Source organism: Paenibacillus ilasis, assembly GCF_043195395.1.
Classification (GTDB): domain Bacteria; phylum Bacillota; class Bacilli; order Paenibacillales; family Paenibacillaceae; genus Paenibacillus_AQ; species Paenibacillus_AQ lautus.
Genome location: NZ_JBHDJG010000001.1, coordinates 3,835,778 through 3,855,291, shown reverse-complemented (window position 1 = coordinate 3,855,291; position 19,514 = coordinate 3,835,778). Strand labels below are relative to the sequence as shown.

23 protein-coding genes are annotated in these 19,514 nt (G+C 49.8%); 21 read left to right on the top strand and 2 right to left on the bottom strand.

Features of this window, described 5'->3' with window-relative positions; all coding sequences use genetic code 11:
* Window positions 1–480: 480 nt before the first annotated feature.
* The 7 genes from ACETK5_RS17470 (at window position 481) to ACETK5_RS17440 (ending at window position 7,297) form a co-directional block, all read left to right on the top strand.
* Window positions 481–1,611 carry a metal ABC transporter solute-binding protein, Zn/Mn family gene (locus ACETK5_RS17470; RefSeq protein ID WP_394056942.1) on the top strand — a complete coding sequence of 377 codons (1,131 nt, stop codon included), beginning with the start codon at window positions 481–483 and terminating at the stop codon, window positions 1,609–1,611.
* Window positions 1,612–1,712: 101 nt separating this feature from the next.
* Window positions 1,713–2,462 (top strand): metal ABC transporter ATP-binding protein, encoded by a 750-nt coding sequence (locus ACETK5_RS17465; protein WP_100536221.1) that lies wholly within the window; start codon window positions 1,713–1,715, stop codon window positions 2,460–2,462.
* Window positions 2,463–2,507: 45 nt separating this feature from the next.
* Window positions 2,508–3,314 carry a metal ABC transporter permease gene (locus tag ACETK5_RS17460; RefSeq protein ID WP_100536222.1) on the top strand — a complete coding sequence of 269 codons (807 nt, stop codon included), beginning with the start codon at window positions 2,508–2,510 and terminating at the stop codon, window positions 3,312–3,314.
* 17 nt (window positions 3,315–3,331) lie between these two features.
* Window positions 3,332–4,045 carry a cytochrome c biogenesis CcdA family protein gene (locus tag ACETK5_RS17455; protein ID WP_100536223.1) on the top strand — a complete coding sequence of 238 codons (714 nt, stop codon included), beginning with the start codon at window positions 3,332–3,334 and terminating at the stop codon, window positions 4,043–4,045.
* Between the two features lie 151 nt (window positions 4,046–4,196).
* Entirely contained in the window at window positions 4,197–4,622 is a 426-nt protein-coding gene (gene mntR / locus ACETK5_RS17450; protein ID WP_009591262.1) for a transcriptional regulator MntR, read from the top strand.
* A gap of 116 nt (window positions 4,623–4,738) precedes the next feature.
* Window positions 4,739–6,295: a family 10 glycosylhydrolase gene (locus ACETK5_RS17445; RefSeq protein WP_326112229.1), complete on the top strand. Its 1,557-nt coding sequence runs from the start codon at window positions 4,739–4,741 to the stop codon at window positions 6,293–6,295.
* A gap of 78 nt (window positions 6,296–6,373) precedes the next feature.
* Window positions 6,374–7,297: a patatin-like phospholipase family protein gene (locus ACETK5_RS17440; protein WP_100536225.1), complete on the top strand. Its 924-nt coding sequence runs from the start codon at window positions 6,374–6,376 to the stop codon at window positions 7,295–7,297.
* Window positions 7,298–7,344: 47 nt separating this feature from the next.
* Here ACETK5_RS17440 and ACETK5_RS17435 read toward each other — a convergent pair whose 3' ends face one another.
* Window positions 7,345–7,677, bottom strand: coding sequence for a hypothetical protein (locus ACETK5_RS17435; protein ID WP_100536226.1), 333 nt, complete (start codon window positions 7,675–7,677; stop codon window positions 7,345–7,347).
* 6 nt (window positions 7,678–7,683) lie between these two features.
* Window positions 7,684–8,676 carry a DUF1385 domain-containing protein gene (locus tag ACETK5_RS17430; RefSeq protein ID WP_100536227.1) on the bottom strand — a complete coding sequence of 331 codons (993 nt, stop codon included), beginning with the start codon at window positions 8,674–8,676 and terminating at the stop codon, window positions 7,684–7,686.
* Between the two features lie 163 nt (window positions 8,677–8,839).
* On the opposite strand from ACETK5_RS17430, the gene ACETK5_RS17425 reads away from it, so the two are divergent.
* The 14 genes from ACETK5_RS17425 to ACETK5_RS17360 all read left to right on the top strand — a co-directional run bounded on the left by ACETK5_RS17425 (window position 8,840) and on the right by ACETK5_RS17360 (window position 19,508).
* Window positions 8,840–9,337, top strand: coding sequence for a YqhR family membrane protein (locus ACETK5_RS17425; protein WP_326112228.1), 498 nt, complete (start codon window positions 8,840–8,842; stop codon window positions 9,335–9,337).
* A gap of 77 nt (window positions 9,338–9,414) precedes the next feature.
* Window positions 9,415–9,861 carry a type II 3-dehydroquinate dehydratase gene (gene aroQ / locus ACETK5_RS17420; protein WP_394056938.1) on the top strand — a complete coding sequence of 149 codons (447 nt, stop codon included), beginning with the start codon at window positions 9,415–9,417 and terminating at the stop codon, window positions 9,859–9,861.
* Window positions 9,862–10,011: 150 nt separating this feature from the next.
* Window positions 10,012–11,082 (top strand): M24 family metallopeptidase, encoded by a 1,071-nt coding sequence (locus ACETK5_RS17415; RefSeq protein WP_394056936.1) that lies wholly within the window; start codon window positions 10,012–10,014, stop codon window positions 11,080–11,082.
* A gap of 91 nt (window positions 11,083–11,173) precedes the next feature.
* A complete protein-coding gene (gene efp / locus ACETK5_RS17410; RefSeq protein WP_076320870.1) occupies window positions 11,174–11,731 on the top strand; it encodes an elongation factor P in 558 nt (185 codons plus the stop codon).
* A 238-nt stretch (window positions 11,732–11,969) separates the two neighbouring features.
* Window positions 11,970–13,223 carry an aspartate kinase gene (locus ACETK5_RS17405; protein ID WP_100536230.1) on the top strand — a complete coding sequence of 418 codons (1,254 nt, stop codon included), beginning with the start codon at window positions 11,970–11,972 and terminating at the stop codon, window positions 13,221–13,223.
* A 203-nt stretch (window positions 13,224–13,426) separates the two neighbouring features.
* Window positions 13,427–13,693 (top strand): YqhV family protein, encoded by a 267-nt coding sequence (locus ACETK5_RS17400; RefSeq protein WP_071223843.1) that lies wholly within the window; start codon window positions 13,427–13,429, stop codon window positions 13,691–13,693.
* A 99-nt stretch (window positions 13,694–13,792) separates the two neighbouring features.
* Window positions 13,793–14,791: a stage III sporulation protein AA gene (spoIIIAA, locus tag ACETK5_RS17395; protein WP_100536231.1), complete on the top strand. Its 999-nt coding sequence runs from the start codon at window positions 13,793–13,795 to the stop codon at window positions 14,789–14,791.
* Complete coding sequence (gene spoIIIAB / locus ACETK5_RS17390; RefSeq protein WP_100536232.1) at window positions 14,784–15,302, top strand: stage III sporulation protein SpoIIIAB; 519 nt, start codon at window positions 14,784–14,786, stop codon at window positions 15,300–15,302. The genes spoIIIAA and spoIIIAB overlap by 8 nt, the downstream gene beginning before the upstream one ends.
* 16 nt (window positions 15,303–15,318) lie before the next feature.
* Window positions 15,319–15,522 carry a stage III sporulation protein AC gene (gene spoIIIAC, locus ACETK5_RS17385; RefSeq protein ID WP_007129715.1) on the top strand — a complete coding sequence of 68 codons (204 nt, stop codon included), beginning with the start codon at window positions 15,319–15,321 and terminating at the stop codon, window positions 15,520–15,522.
* 10 nt (window positions 15,523–15,532) lie between these two features.
* Window positions 15,533–15,922: a stage III sporulation protein AD gene (gene spoIIIAD, locus ACETK5_RS17380; protein WP_071223846.1), complete on the top strand. Its 390-nt coding sequence runs from the start codon at window positions 15,533–15,535 to the stop codon at window positions 15,920–15,922.
* Window positions 15,923–15,937: 15 nt separating this feature from the next.
* Window positions 15,938–17,146: a stage III sporulation protein AE gene (gene spoIIIAE, locus ACETK5_RS17375; RefSeq protein ID WP_394056932.1), complete on the top strand. Its 1,209-nt coding sequence runs from the start codon at window positions 15,938–15,940 to the stop codon at window positions 17,144–17,146.
* A 42-nt stretch (window positions 17,147–17,188) separates the two neighbouring features.
* Window positions 17,189–17,911 (top strand): stage III sporulation protein AF, encoded by a 723-nt coding sequence (gene spoIIIAF / locus ACETK5_RS17370; protein ID WP_394056930.1) that lies wholly within the window; start codon window positions 17,189–17,191, stop codon window positions 17,909–17,911.
* A gap of 14 nt (window positions 17,912–17,925) precedes the next feature.
* The gene (gene spoIIIAG / locus ACETK5_RS17365; protein WP_207797445.1) at window positions 17,926–18,570 is read left to right on the top strand and encodes a stage III sporulation protein AG; all 645 of its coding nucleotides are present in this window, start codon (window positions 17,926–17,928) and stop codon (window positions 18,568–18,570) included.
* A gap of 65 nt (window positions 18,571–18,635) precedes the next feature.
* Window positions 18,636–19,508 carry a SpoIIIAH-like family protein gene (locus ACETK5_RS17360; RefSeq protein WP_394056928.1) on the top strand — a complete coding sequence of 291 codons (873 nt, stop codon included), beginning with the start codon at window positions 18,636–18,638 and terminating at the stop codon, window positions 19,506–19,508.
* The last annotated feature ends 6 nt before the right edge of the window (window positions 19,509–19,514 follow it).

The window sequence follows — 19,514 nt, the reverse complement described above, 5'->3', positions numbered from 1 at the left end:
TTTCCTTTAAGAGGTTGTTCAAAAAGTCCGCTTTTGATAAGGAAAACCTCTATCGAGGCCACTTCAAGGATGAGCGACCGCGATGGATAGGTAGGTTTTCTTGCGATATCGTATTTCATCAGTTCCACTGATAACTCATAAATTCTATATCTAACACGAAGCGAATCAGGAAGTAGTTCGGCATCGAATCTTGAATTCAGCCGGGCCTTCCGGTGCTCACGTACCCAAACGTACGCTCCGCTCCTGACGTCCCTAGCTTCATCCAACTGAGCGTTTTGAAAAAACGCACATCGGAAGCATAAGCTTCGGTGCTGAAAATCGACCTTTTTGAACACGCACTTTAATACGGGGTATATAACATCTCTATTGAAAATTAATAGTAATTTTTACGATTTGGTTGACAATTGGGTTTACCTGCTCTTATAATCTTGTTAGTAAAGATTACGATTAATTGAACGGAGCGGATATGGGGAGATGAACATGAACAAGAGAAAGAGAGAGAACAAACTTAACGGTTGGACCTGGAGTGTAACCTCTATATTGTTGGCGGTACTCATCCTGTCGGGGTGCGGAAGTAAATCCGGCGGCAGCATTGTAGAAGGCAAGGTAAACGTCATTACGACCTTTTATCCAATATATGAATTTACGAAGGAAATTGGCGGGGATGACGCCAATGTCGTAAATCTTCTGCCAACGGGCGTGGAGCCGCATGATTGGACACCGCGCAGTCAGGATATCGTGAATACTTCCAAGGCCCAGCTGTTTCTTTATAACGGTGCCGGGCTGGAAGGCTGGGTACCCGGATTTTTGAAGGGACTTGATAAAGACACGCAAGTCAAGCCGATTGAAGTCAGTCACGGCATCCAGCTGATTGATGCCGTGGGAGACGATGGTCATGGACACGGGGCAGCAGCTCATGAAGAAGAGCACGATCACAGCCATGAGGAAGGCACCGAAGCAGAGCACGATCACAGCCACGAGGATGGCACCGAAGCAGAGCACGACCATAGCCACGAGGAAGGCATGGAAGAAGACCATGCGGGCCATGAACACGAAGAAGAGTCCGCTGGGACTAGCACCGACACACATCATACGGATCCGCATACATGGGTAAGCCCGAAATCGGCACTGGTCATGGCAGAGAATATCAAGAACAGCCTGGTAGAGGTGGATCCCGAGCATAAGGACGGCTACGAACAGCGCTTTGAAGCCCTGAAAGAGAAGCTGGTTAAACTGGATAACGATTTCACAAGCGAGTTGTCCAAAATGCCGAAAAAAGACATTGTCGTTTCCCACCAGGCGTTTGGCTATCTTTGCCGGGATTATGGCTTGACGCAGCATGCGATTATGGGACTTTCGCCGGACGCGGAGCCCAGAGCGCAGGATATGGTGAACCTCACGAAGACGGTGAAAGAGAAGGAAGTCCAGTATATTTTCTTTGAAGAGCTCGTATCGGATAAACTTGCCAAAACGCTGGCGAATGAAGCGGGCGTAGAAACCTTGGTGTTGAATCCGGTGGAGGGACTGACTAAAGAGCAGGCGAGCGCCGGTGAGAATTATTTCACGCTGATGGAGAAAAATTTGCAAAATCTAACGAAGGCTTTACAATAAGGAAGATGGGGGAGCATATCCCCCTCTTCTTTCGTGTTATGGATGTTTATTTATTTTCATATTATAGATAGAAAGACTACAGAGAGAAAGGCGGCCTGATTATGGAGCCGGCAGCACAGGATTGCCACCAACCTATTGTACAAATCAAGGATGTATCCTTTCATTACCGCGAGCAACAGGTGATCAAGGATCTCAATTTCACCATAAAAGAGCGGGACTTTGTAGGTATTGTCGGGTCTAATGGGGCTGGCAAAACCACTTTGCTCCGCATGATCGTTGGATTGCTGCCTGCCGCGGAAGGGTCTATCGAACTCTTCGGTCAGCCGATCCGCAAGTTTCAGGACTGGGAACGCATCGGATACGTTCCGCAGAAAAATTCATTTAATCCGCTGTTCCCGGCCACTGTGCGTGAAGTCGTCATGTCCGGACTATATAATCGTAAGAAAATGTTTCGCCGTTTGAACCGCCTGGACCACCAGAAATGTGAGGACGCTTTGGAAGTGATGCGCATTCAGGATATTGCTGATAAGCGGATCGGTGCTCTGTCCGGGGGACAGCAGCAGCGCGTTTTTCTAGCTCGGGCGCTCATCAATCGTCCGGATCTGCTTATCCTGGACGAGCCTACGATCGGCATTGATGCCGAGACCCAGGCCGGATTCTTTGAATTGATTACCCATATGCATGCCCATCATCACATGACGTTTCTGATGGTCACCCATGATTTGGACATGGTCAAAGACTACCTGGGAGAATCGCCGGTATCGCAGAACGGAAAAATTCAGTTTTTTGTAAGACATTCTCATGACATCGAAAACTGCGCGGAAGTGGATCTGCAGCATTCGCTCGTATAATTTATAGAAACAAGCTTTTTGAAGCAGGAGAAGGGGACGTTATCATTGCTTGATATTTTGTTTAGCGATTTTTTTCAGCGGGCGCTGATCGGAGGGGTTCTGATCGGTATCACGGCCCCGCTTATCGGGATATTCCTTGTGCTGCGCAGGCTGTCCATGATCGGAGATACGTTGTCGCACGTCACGATTGCGGGTGTGGCGCTCGGGTTTCTGATCGAAGTCTATCCGCTTGCCGCAGGACTTGTGTTTGCGGTGCTGGCCTCGTTTGCGATTGAGAAGCTGCGAAAGGCATATAAAAGTTATGCCGAGCTGTCCATCGCCATTATTATGTCTGGCGGCGTTGCGCTTGCTTCGCTGTTTTTCACCCTGGGAATGGGCTATAATACGGATGTTATGAGTTATTTGTTCGGCAGCATCTACACGCTGGATTCCACGGATATTTATATGGTGGGCGGTGTAACCGTCGTTGTGATTGCGGTCGTGGTGATGTTCTTCAAGGAGTTCTTCCTGCTCAGCTTCGAGGAGGATGCGGCCAGCGTGAGCGGCCTGCCTGTCAAAATGATGAACATGATCATTACGGTACTGACGGCGCTTGTCGTAAGCACCGCCATCAAAATTGTGGGTGCGCTTCTGGTGTCCGCATTGCTGGTAATTCCGGTAGCGATCAGTTTATTGCTGGCGAGAAGCTTCCGAAGCTCTATCGTCTTATCGGTGATCATTTCCGAAATTGCCGTTATCGGGGGACTGATGCTTGCGGGCGTATTTAATTTGGCACCGGGCGCGACCATCGTGCTGCTGCTGATCAGCCTGCTTATCATTACGCTTGTCGGCAAAAAGGGCTTTACGACATAAGGGGGTTCTGAAATAAAATGGCTGATATTAATATCGGCATCGCGTTTGCTGCCGGTTTTGCTTCTTTTATATCTCCATGCTGTTTACCGCTGTACCCGTCCTACTTATCTATTATTACAGGCATGTCGGTCAATGACCTGAAGAACGAACAGAACCGCAAGGAGGTCCGATTCCGGACCATGACGCACACACTCGCGTTCATCCTTGGGTTTTCTGCCGTTTATTATACCCTCGGTTGGGGGGCGGGCCTATTCGGGGAGTTCTTCACGGAATATCAGGACCTGATTCGTCAGCTGTCTGCACTGCTTATCATCGTGATGGGACTTATGCTCATTGGCATTTTCCAGCCTAAGTTTCTCATGAAGGACCGGAAATTCAATTTTAAATCCAAACCGACCGGATACATAGGAACATTTCTGTTTGGCATCGGCTTCGCCGCAGGCTGGTCGCCTTGCGTAGGACCGATTTTGACGGCTATTATCGCACTGGCAGCTTCCGATCCGGGAACGTGGTTCCCGCTGATTACCTCCTATTCGCTGGGGTTTGCGGTGCCGTTCTTCATCCTGGCCTTTTTCATCGGCTCCACCCGCTGGATTCTCAAGTATTCAAGCACATTGATGAAGGTCGGCGGCGTTTTGATGATTCTGATGGGGCTTCTGCTCTTCACAGATCAAATGTACAAAATTACGATTTGGCTGCAAGGCATTACGCCGGAATGGCTTAAATTCTAATGGCAGGGGTAAGGCTGGTTCAATTCATAGGTCAATATGGCATAGGATTGGACCAGGACTTGCCAACCGGTCTCAAAAACATGTATCATTACTAGTGCAGGTAAAACAGGTTTTTGCACGGGTTATGTAATTATAGAAAAGAGGGAATAAGATGCCGACACCTAGCATGGAGGATTATTTGGAGCGCATCTACAAGTTGATCGACGAAAAAGGATATGCGCGCGTTTCGGATATTGCCGAAGGCTTGGAGGTTCACCCCTCATCCGTCACGAAGATGATTCAAAAGCTGGACAAAGACGAATATTTGATCTATGAAAAATATCGTGGTTTGGTTTTGACCAGCAAAGGCAAAAAAATGGGCAAACGGCTCATGGAACGTCATCATTTGCTTGAGGAATTCCTTGAGATGATAGGTGTACAGGATGAAAATATTTACAGGGATGTTGAAGGAATCGAGCATCATTTAAGCTGGGATTCCATTACGAGAATTGAGACGCTTGTGGAGTATTTCAAGCGCGATGAGAATCGACTTCAGGATTTGCGTGACGTTCATAATGAATTAGTCAACGAATCGTAATGTGGCATCTGTCCGCTTGTGACAGATGCTTTTTTAAACTGAACCGTCATATTTCTAGTGTTATCATAATAAGTTAGATTACCTGCAAATTTCATATTTTCGGAGGATTAATAGAAATGAAGCTTCGTAGATGGTTGTTGGTACTGATCCTGTTACTATTGTGTCTCCCGTCGGTGGTCCCAACTGCGCAAGCGAAGGCAGCTCGCATTAGTATTCAGTTGGACGGTGTAACCTTAAACAGTGACGTATCCCCTTACATATTGCCCAAGGTCCATGTAACCATGGTGCCTACGCGAATTATCAGTGAAGGCCTGGGCGCTTCGGTCGCTTGGAATCAGAAGTCAAAGACGGTAACGATCGGGATGGACGGTTCGAGTCTGCAATTGACTTCCGGCAGCAAAACCGCGCTTGTGAACGGTTCATCCGTAGCTCTGGATGCATCGGTTGAACTTAAGAACGGCCGGGTTATGGTTCCGCTGCGGTTTATCAGCGAGAATCTGGGCGTGCAAGTCGAATGGAACCAAGCGGCACAGCGTATCTCGCTGACCACAGGCACGGACGTCGTTCCACCGCCGGTATCGACGGGGGATGAGGTCAGAGGGGCCTGGATATCCACGGTGTTTAATCTGGATTGGCCGAAAACAAAGACCAGCGCAGAACAGCAAAAGGCATCTTACATCGCCTTGCTGGATTCACTCCAGGACGTTGGCATCAATACCGTGTACGTGCAGGTACGTCCGGCTGGCGATGCCTTGTATCCTTCATCTATAGTGCCATGGTCAAAGGTGCTGACAGGCATTCAAGGAGCGGATCCGGGGTATGATCCGGTAGCTTTCATGGTAGAGGAAACGCATAAACGGAATATGGAGTTTCACGCATGGTTCAATCCTTTCCGGGCAAACACCGATATTTTGACAGCATCGCTCGATCCGTCCCATGTTGCGCTCAGCCACCCCGATTGGATCGTGAACACGGGTAAGCAGCTGTACATCAATCCAGGGATCCCGGAAGCTCGGCAGCATATCATCGACACCATAATGGAGGTCGTGAACGGATACGATATTGACGGTATTCACCTGGATGATTACTTTTACCCATCCAATACGGTCTTCAACGATGATGCGGCATACCGCCAATACAATCAAGGTGCGTATTCCAACCTTGCGGACTGGCGCCGTGGAAATATCAATGCATTTGTACAATCGCTCGGAGAGAGCATACACCGTGTGAAACCTAGTGTTGAATACGGAATCAGTCCTTTCGGCGTATGGCGAAACCAATCCGTGGATAAGACGGGATCGGATACAAAAGCGGGTGTGACGGCTTATGACAGCATGTATGCCGATGTGAGGGCCTGGATTCAGAATGGCTGGATCGATTACGTAGCTCCGCAAATCTACTGGAGCATGAGTAACCCTGCCGCCGATTATGATAAGCTGGTTGACTGGTGGGTCAGTGAAGTACAAGGAACCGGCGTAGACCTTCTGATCGGTCATGCGCCCTACAAACTGGGAACCAGTGAGATCGGTTGGCAGAGCGCATCGGAAATCATCAATCAACTGAAGTACAATCAGAATTATGCCGAGGTTAAAGGCAGCATCTTCTTTAGAGCAGAGAATATTTTAAGCAATCCGTTAGGCATTAAAGATCAATTGCAATCATATTATAGATAAATCGGCACGTCCTATAGGTATGAAACATCCCCCGCGCTCATACATAGTCATTAGACCATGTGAGGCGGGGGATTTTATATGCAAATCAATGCGGTATTTGAAGGCGGGGGAGTCAAAGGAATCTCGCTTGCCGGGGCTGTCAAGGCGGCGGAGAATGCCGGCATGGAATTCAGCCGCGTTGCCGGAACGTCCTCCGGATCCATCGTGGCATCCGTGCTGGCAGCAGGCTACAGAGCAGACGAGATCAAGCGCATTATCGAGGAGACGCCTTTTCATTCGTTTCTCCAGCGAGCACCGATCTTTAATACAAAGTTTATCGGTCCTGCCTTGCGGGTGTTGATTAAGAAGGGGCTGTACTCCGGAGAAGCCCTGGAGAACTGGATTCGGGAAATCCTGCTTGCCAAAGGGATCTTTACTTTCTCGGACATCCCGGCAGGCAAGCTATATATTGTGGCATCCGACATTACGAATGGAAGGCTGCTGGTGCTTCCGGATGACCTTCGCCAATATGGCATAAACCCTGCAACATTTCCCGTGGCCAAGGCTGTACGCATGAGCTGCAGCATCCCTTATTTTTTCGATCCTGTCATTCTTCGTTTATTGGGCAGGGCCGCTAAGGGGAAATCGTTCGGGGAACAGTTTGTTTACATCGTGGATGGTGGGCTGCTGAGCAACTTTCCGTTATGGCTATTTGATCGTGAGTCGAAGGGAGGACCCAAGCCGCTGCCGGTGCTTGGCTTTCAGATGGTCGGGAAAAATACGAACTTACCCCATCTGATCGAAGGCCCGTTCGGCATGTTAACCGCCATGTTTGAGACGATGCTTTCCGCTCACGATGAACGTTATATTGAACAGCAAAATCGCAATCGAACGATCAAAATTCCGACGCTGGGCATTGGCACCACTCATTTTAATCTGACGAAGGAAGAAAGTGAGAATTTGTATAATTCGGGATTAACGGCGGGTACGATGTTTTTCGCCCGCTGGCAATCCGAACATTAAAAAACCGTCCAGCCGGCATGAGTTTGCACGGTTGGACGGTTTTCTTGTTAATGATATTTAGGAACATCATCCGATGGGTCGGTTTTTCCTTTTTGCCCATCGATGACTTGAAACGGGTACTGTTTACGTTTTGCAGTTGGACTGCTTTTCCGTACGGTGCTGTTTTTTGCCGCCAGCTTTGCTGCCGTTCGCTTGGAAGGCTTCACTTTGGGCCGCTTGTTAAAGCGGCGGGGCGGGAACTTGTAGAGCACATACACGACAGCAACAATAATTAGAGGAATCACAATATTCATTCTTGATCCAGGGTCTAACAGGAATACCAGTAGCCCTATGGCGGCTAACGTAATCGCCGTCCAAAAAATGATCGCATGCCTTCTCATGGATTATCACCCTTTCGCGGGATCCAGCACACTTCCTGTCACAGATTGGTGAACTGTAACATTCTCGTATTGAGCATCTAACTCACGCATTCTGTTAAAGGATGCGATGGATACTTCAACTTGATCATCAGTAGGTTCCTTCGTCGTTAGAAGCTGCAGCCACAGACCGGGATACCCGAGGAAACGGAGTACCGGCATGTCTCGCATGGCATTGGTAAGTTTCAGGAACTCAAAGGAAACGCCAAGCACGACCGGAAGAAGCGCGATTCTTTGAATGACCCGTTGCGTCATGGTATCCCATGGCACTACCGAGTAGACGACAACGCCGAGAACGATGGTCAGCATCATGAAGCTGCTGCCGCAGCGATAATGCAGTCGTGTATATTTCTGAACGTTCTTCACCGTCAACTCTTCGCCAGCTTCAAATGCGCTGATGACTTTGTGTTCGGCACCGTGGTACTGGAACAGTCTTTTAATGACAGGTGTCTGGGAGATCGCCCATAAATATACGAGGAGCAGTATTAATTTAATTACGCCTTCAATCAGGTTATGCACAATATAGTGATCAAATGTATCGCCAAAAAAGAAATCCTCTACAAAAACAGGAACGAGTGTAAACAGCAGCTTGCCGAATACAAAAGAGAGCACGCTGACGGCGGCCACACCGATGATCATGCTTAAACTCCAGCCTGAGTCTTCTTTCTCCTTCTGTTTCTCACGTTCTTCCGGCTCCAGGGTATCGTCAGCATATGCATCCGCAGAGTAATTCAAATGTTTGGAACCTTTGATTGTGGAATCTATGAGACTGACGATGCCGCGAAGAAGCGGAATCTTTCGCAGCTTCCGAACCCATGTCTTGTCTTCGCGAGGCACCTCGAGAAACTTGATTTCGTTATTTTTACGCCGCACGGCCGTCACATTCACATGCTTTCCGCCGAACATAACGCCTTCGATCACAGCTTGGCCTCCATAGCTGATCGGGGTTGACTTATCGGACAACCAGTTCACCCTCCCTGACATGTTATTCGTTCTATGAACTATTGTATCGAATTTTGAAAGTAATTTCTAGTTGGATTAGGCGCAGGGGAACCGGAGCATACTACTTTGAGAGAAGAACGGAGCAACAGCAGTACTTCGATGACTTAGAGAGGAGAATGATGAGATGCACGAACATCGATTTCGACAGCAGAACCAGATTACTAATCCATTTTCGTTTGCCTTGGAGCTGGGCTATTATGCGGGTCTGATCTGGGGGGGCGTATTCTGGATATTTTACTGGCTAAAATTCACGAAGGTGCTGCCGGGCTTTTTGCTGGAGCCATTCTTCAAGCATGAGTTCCTCCAGACGGCAGCCGGTCAAATTGCCGGTTGGCTGTCCTTCATCGCGTTTTCCGTCATTGCTTCCCTCATTTATGTCGCCTTGTTCAGGAAGCTGAAGGGCCCATGGCCCGGGATTGCTTACGGAATCATATGGTGGGCGGTGCTGTTCGTCGCGCTCAATCCATGGCTTCGGCTGACGGACCCGGTGAAGAAGCTGTCTTGGGATACAAACATCTCTGAGGTTTGTATTTTTATATTATGGGGACTATTTATCGGTTATACGATTGCGCAGGAATTCACTGACGAGAAACTGCGCGAACCGAAGAAGGTGACGGGCTAGGCAAGAAAAACTTCTCAACCCTATGCCGCCTATGGTAAAATAGCTTTTGGTTATTTGACGAAAAGGTGGGAAGCCCTATGAAATCCATATGGGTGATAAACGGACCGAACTTAAACCTGCTCGGCTTCCGTGAACCGGGCATTTATGGTTCACTCAGCCTGCAGGCGATCGAAGATAATTTGCATAAACAGGCGGATCTCGCCGGTATCGGTATTACCTTCTATCAGTCTAATCATGAGGGTGCTATCATCGACCGTATTCATGAAGCTATTGGACAGGCGGACGGCATACTACTTAACCCGGGAGCATTGACCCACTACAGCTACGCTGTACGTGATGCGATCAGTTCTGCCCGAATTCCGACAGTGGAAGTTCATCTATCGAACATTCATGCCAGGGAGGAATTTCGTCATACCTCCGTCATCGCACCTGTTGCTGTCGGACAAATCGCGGGTTTTGGCGCAGCGAGTTACACACTGGGCTTGTCGGCCCTTTTGCAAGTCCTGAACGACCAAGAAGGATAGCTACTTTGATCAGATATTAGAAAGCTTATAACCGAAAGGCTGCTTTTTGCTATCAGAAGAATTACAGCTAACCTTAACTGGCCCCTTAGAAATGCGTCGAAGATGTTTTTCTTGTGCCGGCTTGGGAAATGGGTGAGAGGAGAGGTTAGAATGAGTAACAAACGAGTGGTTAAACTGCGCGAGAAACTTCAGGCCAAAGGCTTAACGGCTATGCTGGTTGCAAGCCCGATCAACCGCAGATATTTGACAGGCTTTACCGGGTCTGCCGGCTATGTGCTGATCACACGGGATAATGCCTATCTGTTGACGGATTTCCGCTATATGACTCAAGCACCGCAGCAAGCCGTCGGCTTCCAAGTGGTTGAGCATGGACCGAAGGTGATGGAGACGGTCAAGGATTTGCTATCTTCCGAGGGAATTACATCGCTTGGATTTGAACAGGACCACGTTACATACGGCGTATTTTCCACCTATTCGGAACAGCTCGCGCCAATGAGCCTGGTGCCGGTTTCAGGTCTTGTAGAGGATCTGCGTATATTCAAGGATGCGGAAGAATTGAGCATTATGCAGCGGGCTGCCGATTTGGCCGATCAAACGTTCAGCCAGGTGCTGACGATTCTGGCTGCCGGCAAAACGGAGCGGGAAATCGACCTGGAGATGGAAATGTTCATGCGCAAGCATGGCGCAACCTCGTCCTCCTTTGACACGATTGTCGCTTCCGGCGAGCGCTCGGCTCTTCCGCACGGCGTTGCCAGCGAGCGTGTCATTCAAGGGAACGAATTCGTTACGTTTGATTTCGGTGCGCTGCTTGACGGATACTGCTCCGATCTCACGAGAACCTGTGCGCTGGGAAGTCCTGATCCTAAACTGAAGGAGATCTATGATATCGTGCTCGAGGCGCAGCTTCATGCACTGGATCATATTAAACCCGGCATGACAGGACGCGAGGCAGACGCCTTAACTCGTGATATAATTACCCGTTATGGATACGGGGAATATTTTGGTCACAGCACGGGGCATGGATTGGGTATGGAGGTTCACGAATCTCCGAGACTGTCCAAACTGAGTGATGATGTGCTGCAGCCGGGTATGGTTGTAACGGTGGAGCCGGGCATTTACTTGCCTGGGCTTGGCGGTGTCCGTATTGAAGATGATATCGTCATCACGGAATCGGGTATTCATATACTAACAAGCTCGTCCAAAGACTACACTGTGCTTTAAGAGGCTGATCAACAAGGCAGCTTTTTGAACTTGTGCTTTAGGAAGATGATGTACTATATTAATTAGACCGCATCCTTAGGAGGGAATCTTAGTGATTTCAGTTAACGATTTTAAAACAGGCTTGACCGTAGAAGTAGATGGCGATATATTCACCGTTTTGGATTTTCAGCACGTAAAGCCCGGTAAAGGCGCAGCTTTCGTACGTTCCAAATTGAAAAACCTTCGCAATGGCAACACTGTTGAGAAGACGTTCCGTGCAGGTGAAACGATTGGCCGCGCGATCATTGACAATCGTGGTGTGCAGTATCTTTACGCCAGCGGTCAAGAGCATGTATTCATGGATAACGAAACTTACGATCAGTTCAGCTTGACCAGCGAGCAGTTGGAATGGGAGCTGAACTTCCTGAGAGAGAACATGAATGTAAATATCATCAGCTACCAAGGGGAAATCCTTGGGATCAACCTGCCTAACAGCGTTGAGCTGAAAGTTGTTGAAACCGAGCCAGGAATCAAAGGCAACACGGCAACGGGCGCAACGAAGAGTGCGAAAGTGGAGACCGGCCTGAATGTACAAGTACCGCTGTTCATTAATGAAGACGATGTGCTTCTGATCGATACGCGAGAAGGTAAATACATCTCCCGTGCATAGTAGGCTTTAACGGGACCCTTCAACGATTGATGGGGTGCCAATATCTTCTAAACAACGAGACTCCTGTACGTATGTACGGGAGTTTTTTTGCGATGGGCCAAAGCCGGGGCGATGATCCCGAGTTCTTTTTGCCTTGAAGCCCTTGACGGAATGACTCACTTTCGTATTATACTGTTTTAAAGTGAGAAACCACCTGAATGCTGTTACATACTGATATTAGTGGGGAGTGAAAGAAGCATTGTCACTGTACGTCATGAAATTCGGAGGCAGCTCTGTAGGGGATACAGAACGTATGAAACGCGTTGCCAGAAGAATTGTAGAGAAACAAGATGAAGGTCATCAATGTGTAGTCGTGGTGTCTGCTATGGGGGATACGACAGACGATCTAATTGACCAGGCGAAGCTCCTGAACGAGAATCCACCGGCACGGGAAATGGATATGCTGATGACCACGGGAGAGCAGATATCCATGTCGCTGCTATCCATGGCCATTCATGGTCTCGGACGCAAGGCAATGTCTCTTACCGGCTGGCAGGCGGGGTTCCGTACGGAAGCGGTCCATGGTAAAGCCCGCATTACGGATATTAGGCCAGAACGCGTGCATAAAGCGCTTGACGAAGGGAATGTCGTCATTGTAGCGGGATTCCAGGGAATGTCCGAAGACGGAGAGATTACGACGCTTGGACGCGGGGGATCTGATACCACTGCGGTTGCTCTTGCGGCTGCCATTCAAGCGGATGTATGTGAAATATATACGGATGTGGACGGGATTTACTCCACAGATCCGCGGGTTGTCAAATGCGCGCGGAAGTTGAAGGAGATTTCCTATGACGAGATGCTGGAGTTAGCCAATCTGGGTGCAGCTGTTCTTCACCCGCGCGCGGTTGAGTATGCGAAGCATAATCAAGTCAAGCTTGTCGTCAGATCCAGCTTTAATCATAATGAGGGTACGGTTGTTAAGGAGGAAACAAGCATGGAGCAAGGTGTGGTTGTCAGCGGTATTGCATTTGACAAGAATGTGGCGAGAATCAGTATTCTGGGCGTTTCCGATACGCCAGGCGTTTTGGCCCAAGTGTTCGGAGAGCTTGCGAAAGAAGCGATTGATGTTGATATTATCGTACAGAGCGGTGTCCAGAACGGCGAAGCAGACTTTTCCTTTACCGTTTCCTTGGCCGACCGGGAGCGTGCGTTGTCGGTTATTGAACAGATCCGCGGCCAAATTCCGTATCGTGACGTTACCTCGGAAGACCATCTTGTGAAGGTATCGATTGTTGGCGCTGGAATGGTCAGCCACCCGGGTGTGGCGGCACAAATGTTTGATGTGATCTCCCGGCAGGGGGTCAGCATCAAAATGGTCAGCACGTCCGAGATCAAAGTATCCTGCGTCATTGAAGGAACCAATCTGGAAGGTGTGGTACAAGCGCTTCATACCGCATACGGACTGGATACGGATCAGCAGGCTTCCGTTGGCGGGCCGCAGGTTCGTCGATAACCTGCCCTGTATGTAATCATTTTCTGCAATCATATCGATATTAAATAGAGTTAATCCCGGTCTATATCGACCGGGATTTTTTGCGTTGTCCGAAAGATTCAACGTTCGCTTCTATGAAATTAAAAAAATAGAGATAAAACGAGAGTGCCTCGCATATTTTTAAACATCACACATGTAAACAAGGAAGAAGGAGGATATATAGCATGCTGGACAAGTTTGTCGCTAGTATGGCCACGCTTCGGTTTTTCTCCGGCAGTCTCGAGATTGTGGCGGCCATCATCATGCTGCGCCTGAATCAAGTCGATAAAGCGCTGGCTGTGAATTCCGCCCTGGCTTTCATGGGCCCGCTGATCTTGATTCTGACAACAACGATCGGGCTTGTGGGTATGGCGGATAAATTGTCGTGGGGGAAGATCGGCTGGATTTTGTGCGGCGTTTCCTGTCTCTTATACGGCGTTCTAAAAAAATGATAGATTCGCTGCATATTTTTCAGGTACAAGCATACACATGGGATATGAAGTTCTCTTATTAGAAAGATGATCAAAAAGGACAACCTGGGGGAAATTGATATGACATTGAATTGGTTAGACCTGTTTCCCGAGACCGTAAAACGAATGCTGCTGAACCTGTCGAATGAGCTTCTCGATCATGTGGAGGAGGTACGTATCCGGGAGGAACGTCCGCTGGAGATTAATTCGGCGGGCAAGCATCATTTTCTGGACCGGCGAGGCGGGCTTACATTGCGGCCTGATGAAGCGTATAAGCCGACGCGTGAAGATACCCATAGGTTGCTGGATCTAATCAGTAACCATTCCCTCTACACCATGGAAGAGGAACTGCGAAAAGGGTTTATCACGATACCTGGGGGCCATCGGGTCGGGCTCACCGGCCGGACGATCCTCAGCGGTGGTAAGGTTGAACACATTCGGGATATTAGCGGATTTAATGTTCGGATTGCCAAGGAAGTTCAGGGAGCGGCGGATGACATCCTCCCGCACTTACTCGACCGGAAACGGAAAAGGGTGATGCACTCGCTGATCTTATCCCCGCCTCAGCAAGGCAAGACAACGCTGCTCAGGGATCTGGCAAGGCAGATCAGTTACGGCAAGTGGGGGAATTCGGCCGTGCATTGGCCGGGAATGAAGGTAGGCATCATCGACGAACGTTCTGAAATCGCCGGTTGTTTGCGCGGAGTGCCTGGATTCGATGTAGGTCCGCGTACGGATGTGCTGGATGGTTGTCCGAAAGCTGAAGGGATGATGATGATGCTCCGTTCGATGTCCCCGGATGTGTTGATTGTGGACGAGATCGGTCGGCCAGAGGATGCGGAAGCCGTCATTGAAGCCTTGCATGCGGGAATCAGCGTGATTGCAACGGCACATGGCTCGTCCATACAAGATATGCGCGGGCGGCCGGCACTCGCCGGTCTTCTGGAGAACCGGATGTTTGAGATGTATGCCGTTCTTAACAGAACGGGCGACCACAGATCATACAAGCTGTATGACGGAGGTCAGCGAACGCTTCAGACGGCTTCCGTCGGTCCGCCGGGCGGTGATGCCTATGCTTAAACTGGTCGGGGCTGTGCTCGTGCTGGGAGCTGGAACTTTAGCCGGATTTTTTCAGGCCCAGCAATTCGCAGCAAGACCCAGGCAGCTGCGAGAACTTATTCTCGCGCTTCAACGGCTGGAAACGGAGATCAGCTACGGTTTGACGCCGTTACCCGATGCGCTGGAGCGAATTGGCGATTCCCTTCGTGAACCGCTCAGATCATTATTTGCCTCAGCCGCGCTTTACATGAGACCCGACTACGGGTTATCCGCACAGGACAGCATCCGCAAGGCACTGGGCGAGTACTGGAAACGAACATCGATGAAAAATGCCGAGCGTGAGGTGTTGGAGCAGCTAAGCGGCGTTCTTGGCACCAGTGACAGGCAGGACCAGATCAAACATATCGCTCTGGCCGTAGGACAGCTCAAGCATGAAGAAGCAGCGGCAAGGGATGACCAGGTCAAATATGAAAAGATGAGCAAAAGTCTGGGACTGCTCATTGGAGCATTGATCGTCATTTTGATCTTTTAGCGAGGTGCCAAGGGAAATGAACATTGAAGTGAACGCCATCTTCCAGATTGCCGGTATTGGGATCATCATTGCCATGATTCATACCGTCCTGAAACAGATGGGGAAAGAGGATATGGCACATTGGGTAACCCTTATCGGGTTTGTGGTTGTGCTGTTTATGGTCGTCAGACTGCTTGACGATTTGCTCAAGGAAATCAAAAGTATTTTTCTATTCCAGTAGGTGGACTTTTATGGAAATTATCCAGGTGGTAGGACTGGGCATCATCGCTACCGTGCTGATCTTGGTTGTCAAGGAACAGAAGCCGCTTTTTGCCTTTCTTCTCGCTGTGGCGACCTCGCTTCTCATCTTCCTGTTCCTGATCGGGAAGATTGGAAATGTCTTATCCATGCTGGAAGATTTGGCGGAGAACTCCGGTGTCCAGATCATTTATCTGAAGACCGTTCTGAAAATAATCGGAATTGCCTATATTGCGGAGATGGGAGCCCAGATCGTACGAGATGCCGGACAGGAATCGATTGCATCCAAAATAGAACTGGCGGGAAAAGTGCTCATATTGGTGCTCGCTGTACCGATTATCGGGATCATCATTGAGACGGTCCTGAAGCTCCTCCCGGCTTGAAAAAGGTGGGGGGACATGGTTACAGGAGCAATACTTCGAAAGGGCTTGACCGTGTTTCGTCTACTGATCCTGATGTTGTTTATGTCCGGATGGTTCTGCGGAACGATAAGCGCGGCTGCCGCGGCAAATCCGGCCGATGAGTGGGTAGAGCAGCAGACGCAGCAGCTGCCGACAGACCAGGTCGAGAAATACTGGGACCGGCTCATGAAGGATTACGGCGGATTCTTCCCGGATGGAAAGACGCCGTCCCTGATGGATATGCTGCTGCCGGGCGGTGACGGTCTTAGCTTCAAAGGGGTTATGTCCGGTATCGGAAAATATTTGTGGCACGAGGTTCTCTATAATGGCAAGCTGCTGGCAACCATTGTGATGCTGAGCATTATGAGTCTGATCCTTGAGAATCTGCAGACGGCTTTTGAAAAAAGCACCGTGAGTCGGGTTGCCTATACCATCTGTTACATGGTTGTCCTGGTCATTGCCGTTAATAGCTTCAGCATCGCAATTGGATATGCCCGGGATGCCATTACCCAAATGATTGATTTCATGATGGCGATGCTTCCCTTACTCTTTGCACTGATGGCTTCGATGGGAAATGTCGTGACCGTCTCGGTGGCTCATCCGCTGGTCATCTTCATGGTACATACGGTAGGCACGCTGATCAGCACGATTGTGTTTCCGCTTCTGTTCTTCTCGGCTCTGCTGCATCTGGTTAGTTCGCTATCCGAAAAGTATAAGCTGACTCAGCTTGGCAACCTGCTGCGAGGTGTCTCGATGGGTGTTCTGGGCGTGCTCCTTACCGTGTTCCTGGGTGTTATCTCGGTCCAAGGACTTACTAGCTCGGTTACGGACGGCGTAACGATCCGGGCAGCCAAATACGTAACCGGCAATTTCGTTCCGGTAGTCGGCAAGATGTTCGCAGATGCAACGGATACCGTGATCTCGGCCTCATTGCTCGTAAAGAATTCAATCGGGCTGGCGGGGGTCATCATTATTTTGTTCCTATGCGCATTCCCTGCGATCAAGATCTTGACGCTTGCCTTGATATATAACGTCGCGGCAGCCGTTATGCAGCCGCTCGGAGACACTCCGATCGGCACCTGCCTGCAGACGATTGGAAAGACGATGCTGTATGTTTTTGCAGCCTTAGCCGCAGTCAGTATGATGTTCTTCCTGGCCATAACGATTCTGCTCACGGCAGGCAACATTACCGTCATGATGAGGTGAGGCAGAACATAGAAGGCGGCTAATGCTTAGGAGGAATGACGAATGGACTGGCTTGGAGGTTGGTTGAAAAGCGTCATCATGGTGGTTCTCTTTGCAGCCTTCGTTGATTTAATACTGCCCGGCAAGGCGCTTGAACGTTACGCCAGATTAGTCCTGAGCCTGTTGATTCTGCTTACGCTGCTTAGCCCGATTATCACATTGATTACGGATCCCCCCGAGAATCAGCTGGCGATGGAGCTGGAGCGACAGGAGAAGGGTCTGCCGGAAGAGGTTCAGCTGGAGCATATTCTGGCACAGGCCGAGAAGCTGAAGGAAACGCAGCAGAGTCAAAGCCTTCAGTGGGCAGGCAACGAATTAGCCCGGGTGATGAAAGAAGAGATTGTGGCAGAAACGGGGGAAGCGGTTCAGGAGGTCAAGGTGGTGCTGGCTGCCGCTGCCGGACCGGACAAGGGATATGCAGGCGCTACGATACGCTCCGTTGACGTAAAGCTGGTTGGAGGTGAATCGGAAAATGCAGAGGTAGAGAATAGCGATGATAAGCAGCCCATCGGTATAGAGCCTGTGGATTCCGTTCAGGTGAATGTTGAATCCATGCAGTCGGAACAAGATGGGAAGGCTGCGGCGAAAGAGAATGCAGAAGCAGTCAGCAAGGCCGAAGAAGCAAGAGCAGAGCCGGTTCGGGATTACATTAGCCGCCGATGGGATTTGGAGCCGGATCTGATCACGATATATATGCCAGGGCAGGACCAGGATAAAAAGCTGTAGCGGAGGTGAGGATGATGGGAAATTGGTTGAAGCGGTTGGAGCAATGGCTTGGTGGAGGAGCTGGCGGAGCAAGAAAAATGCAAACCTTCAGGTGGTTGATCATTCTTGGTCTGATCGGCGTCGCGATCATGCTGTTCAACTCTTTCGTCAATGTGAAGAAGCTGGATCATGAGAATATCGGTCGCGAGCCGCCGCCGGAGACGGCTGCGGTCTCAACGACCCAAGGCGGGACTTCAACCAGCGGCGGCGGTGAGTTTGAAAGTATCGAGCAGGATTTTGAAATGCGCACCAAAACGATGCTGGAACAGATTGTTGGGGTGGGGTCCGTCGATGTCATGGTGACTGTGGAATCGACAGAAGAACTGGTCGTCCAGCGTGACATGAAAGATACCCAGGAACTGACGGAGGAAACCGATGCTAACGGAGGTAAGCGCCATGTAACAAGTTATCAGCGTGATGGCCAGATTGTCACCTATGAATCCTCCGGGGAAGAAACGCCGATCGTCACCAAGAAGATCAAACCTCAAGTCCGGGGGGTGCTCGTCGTAGCCAAGGGAGCCGAGAATGAAGTTGTAAAGAGTTTGATCGTCGATGCGATCCAGCGAGGCCTCAATGTCCCGTCCTATCGTATATCCGTTGTCCCGCGTAAACAGGAATAACCGCAGCCAATCGAATGATCCGATCATTCGTGCCAAGGTTTTCATTTAAAGGAGGAAACGTTCAAATGAATAACAAAAGACAAACCATATGGTTAGTATCCATGCTTAGTTTAATGGTCATCCTGTCAGCTTACTACTTATTCACCGACGATTCGGGAACGAAAGCGCCGCCGGTTGCCGAGAGCACGCAAGTGGACGGTCAGAAGCCAGGCGCCGGACAAGAAGCAAACGGAACCGCAGGTACGGGCGACGAGCTGGTTGTGAACGAAGTGCTTGAAGAAGGTACTGACGGCGATTCCGGAGCCAATGAGCAAGGAACTGGAACGAGCGATACAGGCGCGGCCGGCACAGAAGATCCTGCAGAAGCAACACAGGGTGAGCAAGGGGATCAAGGAAAAGCCAGCGGCGAAGCAGGCAAAACGGAAGAGCCGGAAGTGAAGGAAGCCCCAGAGGGAGCCGAGAATTCCAAAGACGCTAGCAGCACAGGCAAAGAGGGAACCGAGGAGTCCAAAGACACAAGCAGCGCCACGAACGGTAAGAAATCGGATGAAGAAGTGCTGGAGCAAGTGGCTGCCAATGCATCATCTGCAGAAGCCCAGTTGGAATCCTATAAATTGGACCGCTCACAAAAAAACATGAAATTATACGATGAGTTAATGACAAAAATCGACAATCACGAAAATAAGCCGGAGCAAACAGCTCAAGCTACCGAGCAGCTGAAAGCGGCCGAAGCGAAAGAGGAAGTGATTCTCAGCATCGAGGAAGCGCTGCAGCAGCAATACGGCAACGCCGTTGTGAAGGAAGAGAGCGAGAAGTATAATGTGGTCGTTCTGAGTGAGAAACTCGATGCCAAAGGTGCAGCCGGCATTGTGAGTCTTGTAATGAAGGAATTGAAGGTTTCGCCGGATAAAGTTACCGTTCAATATGTTGCGCCATAAGCTTGT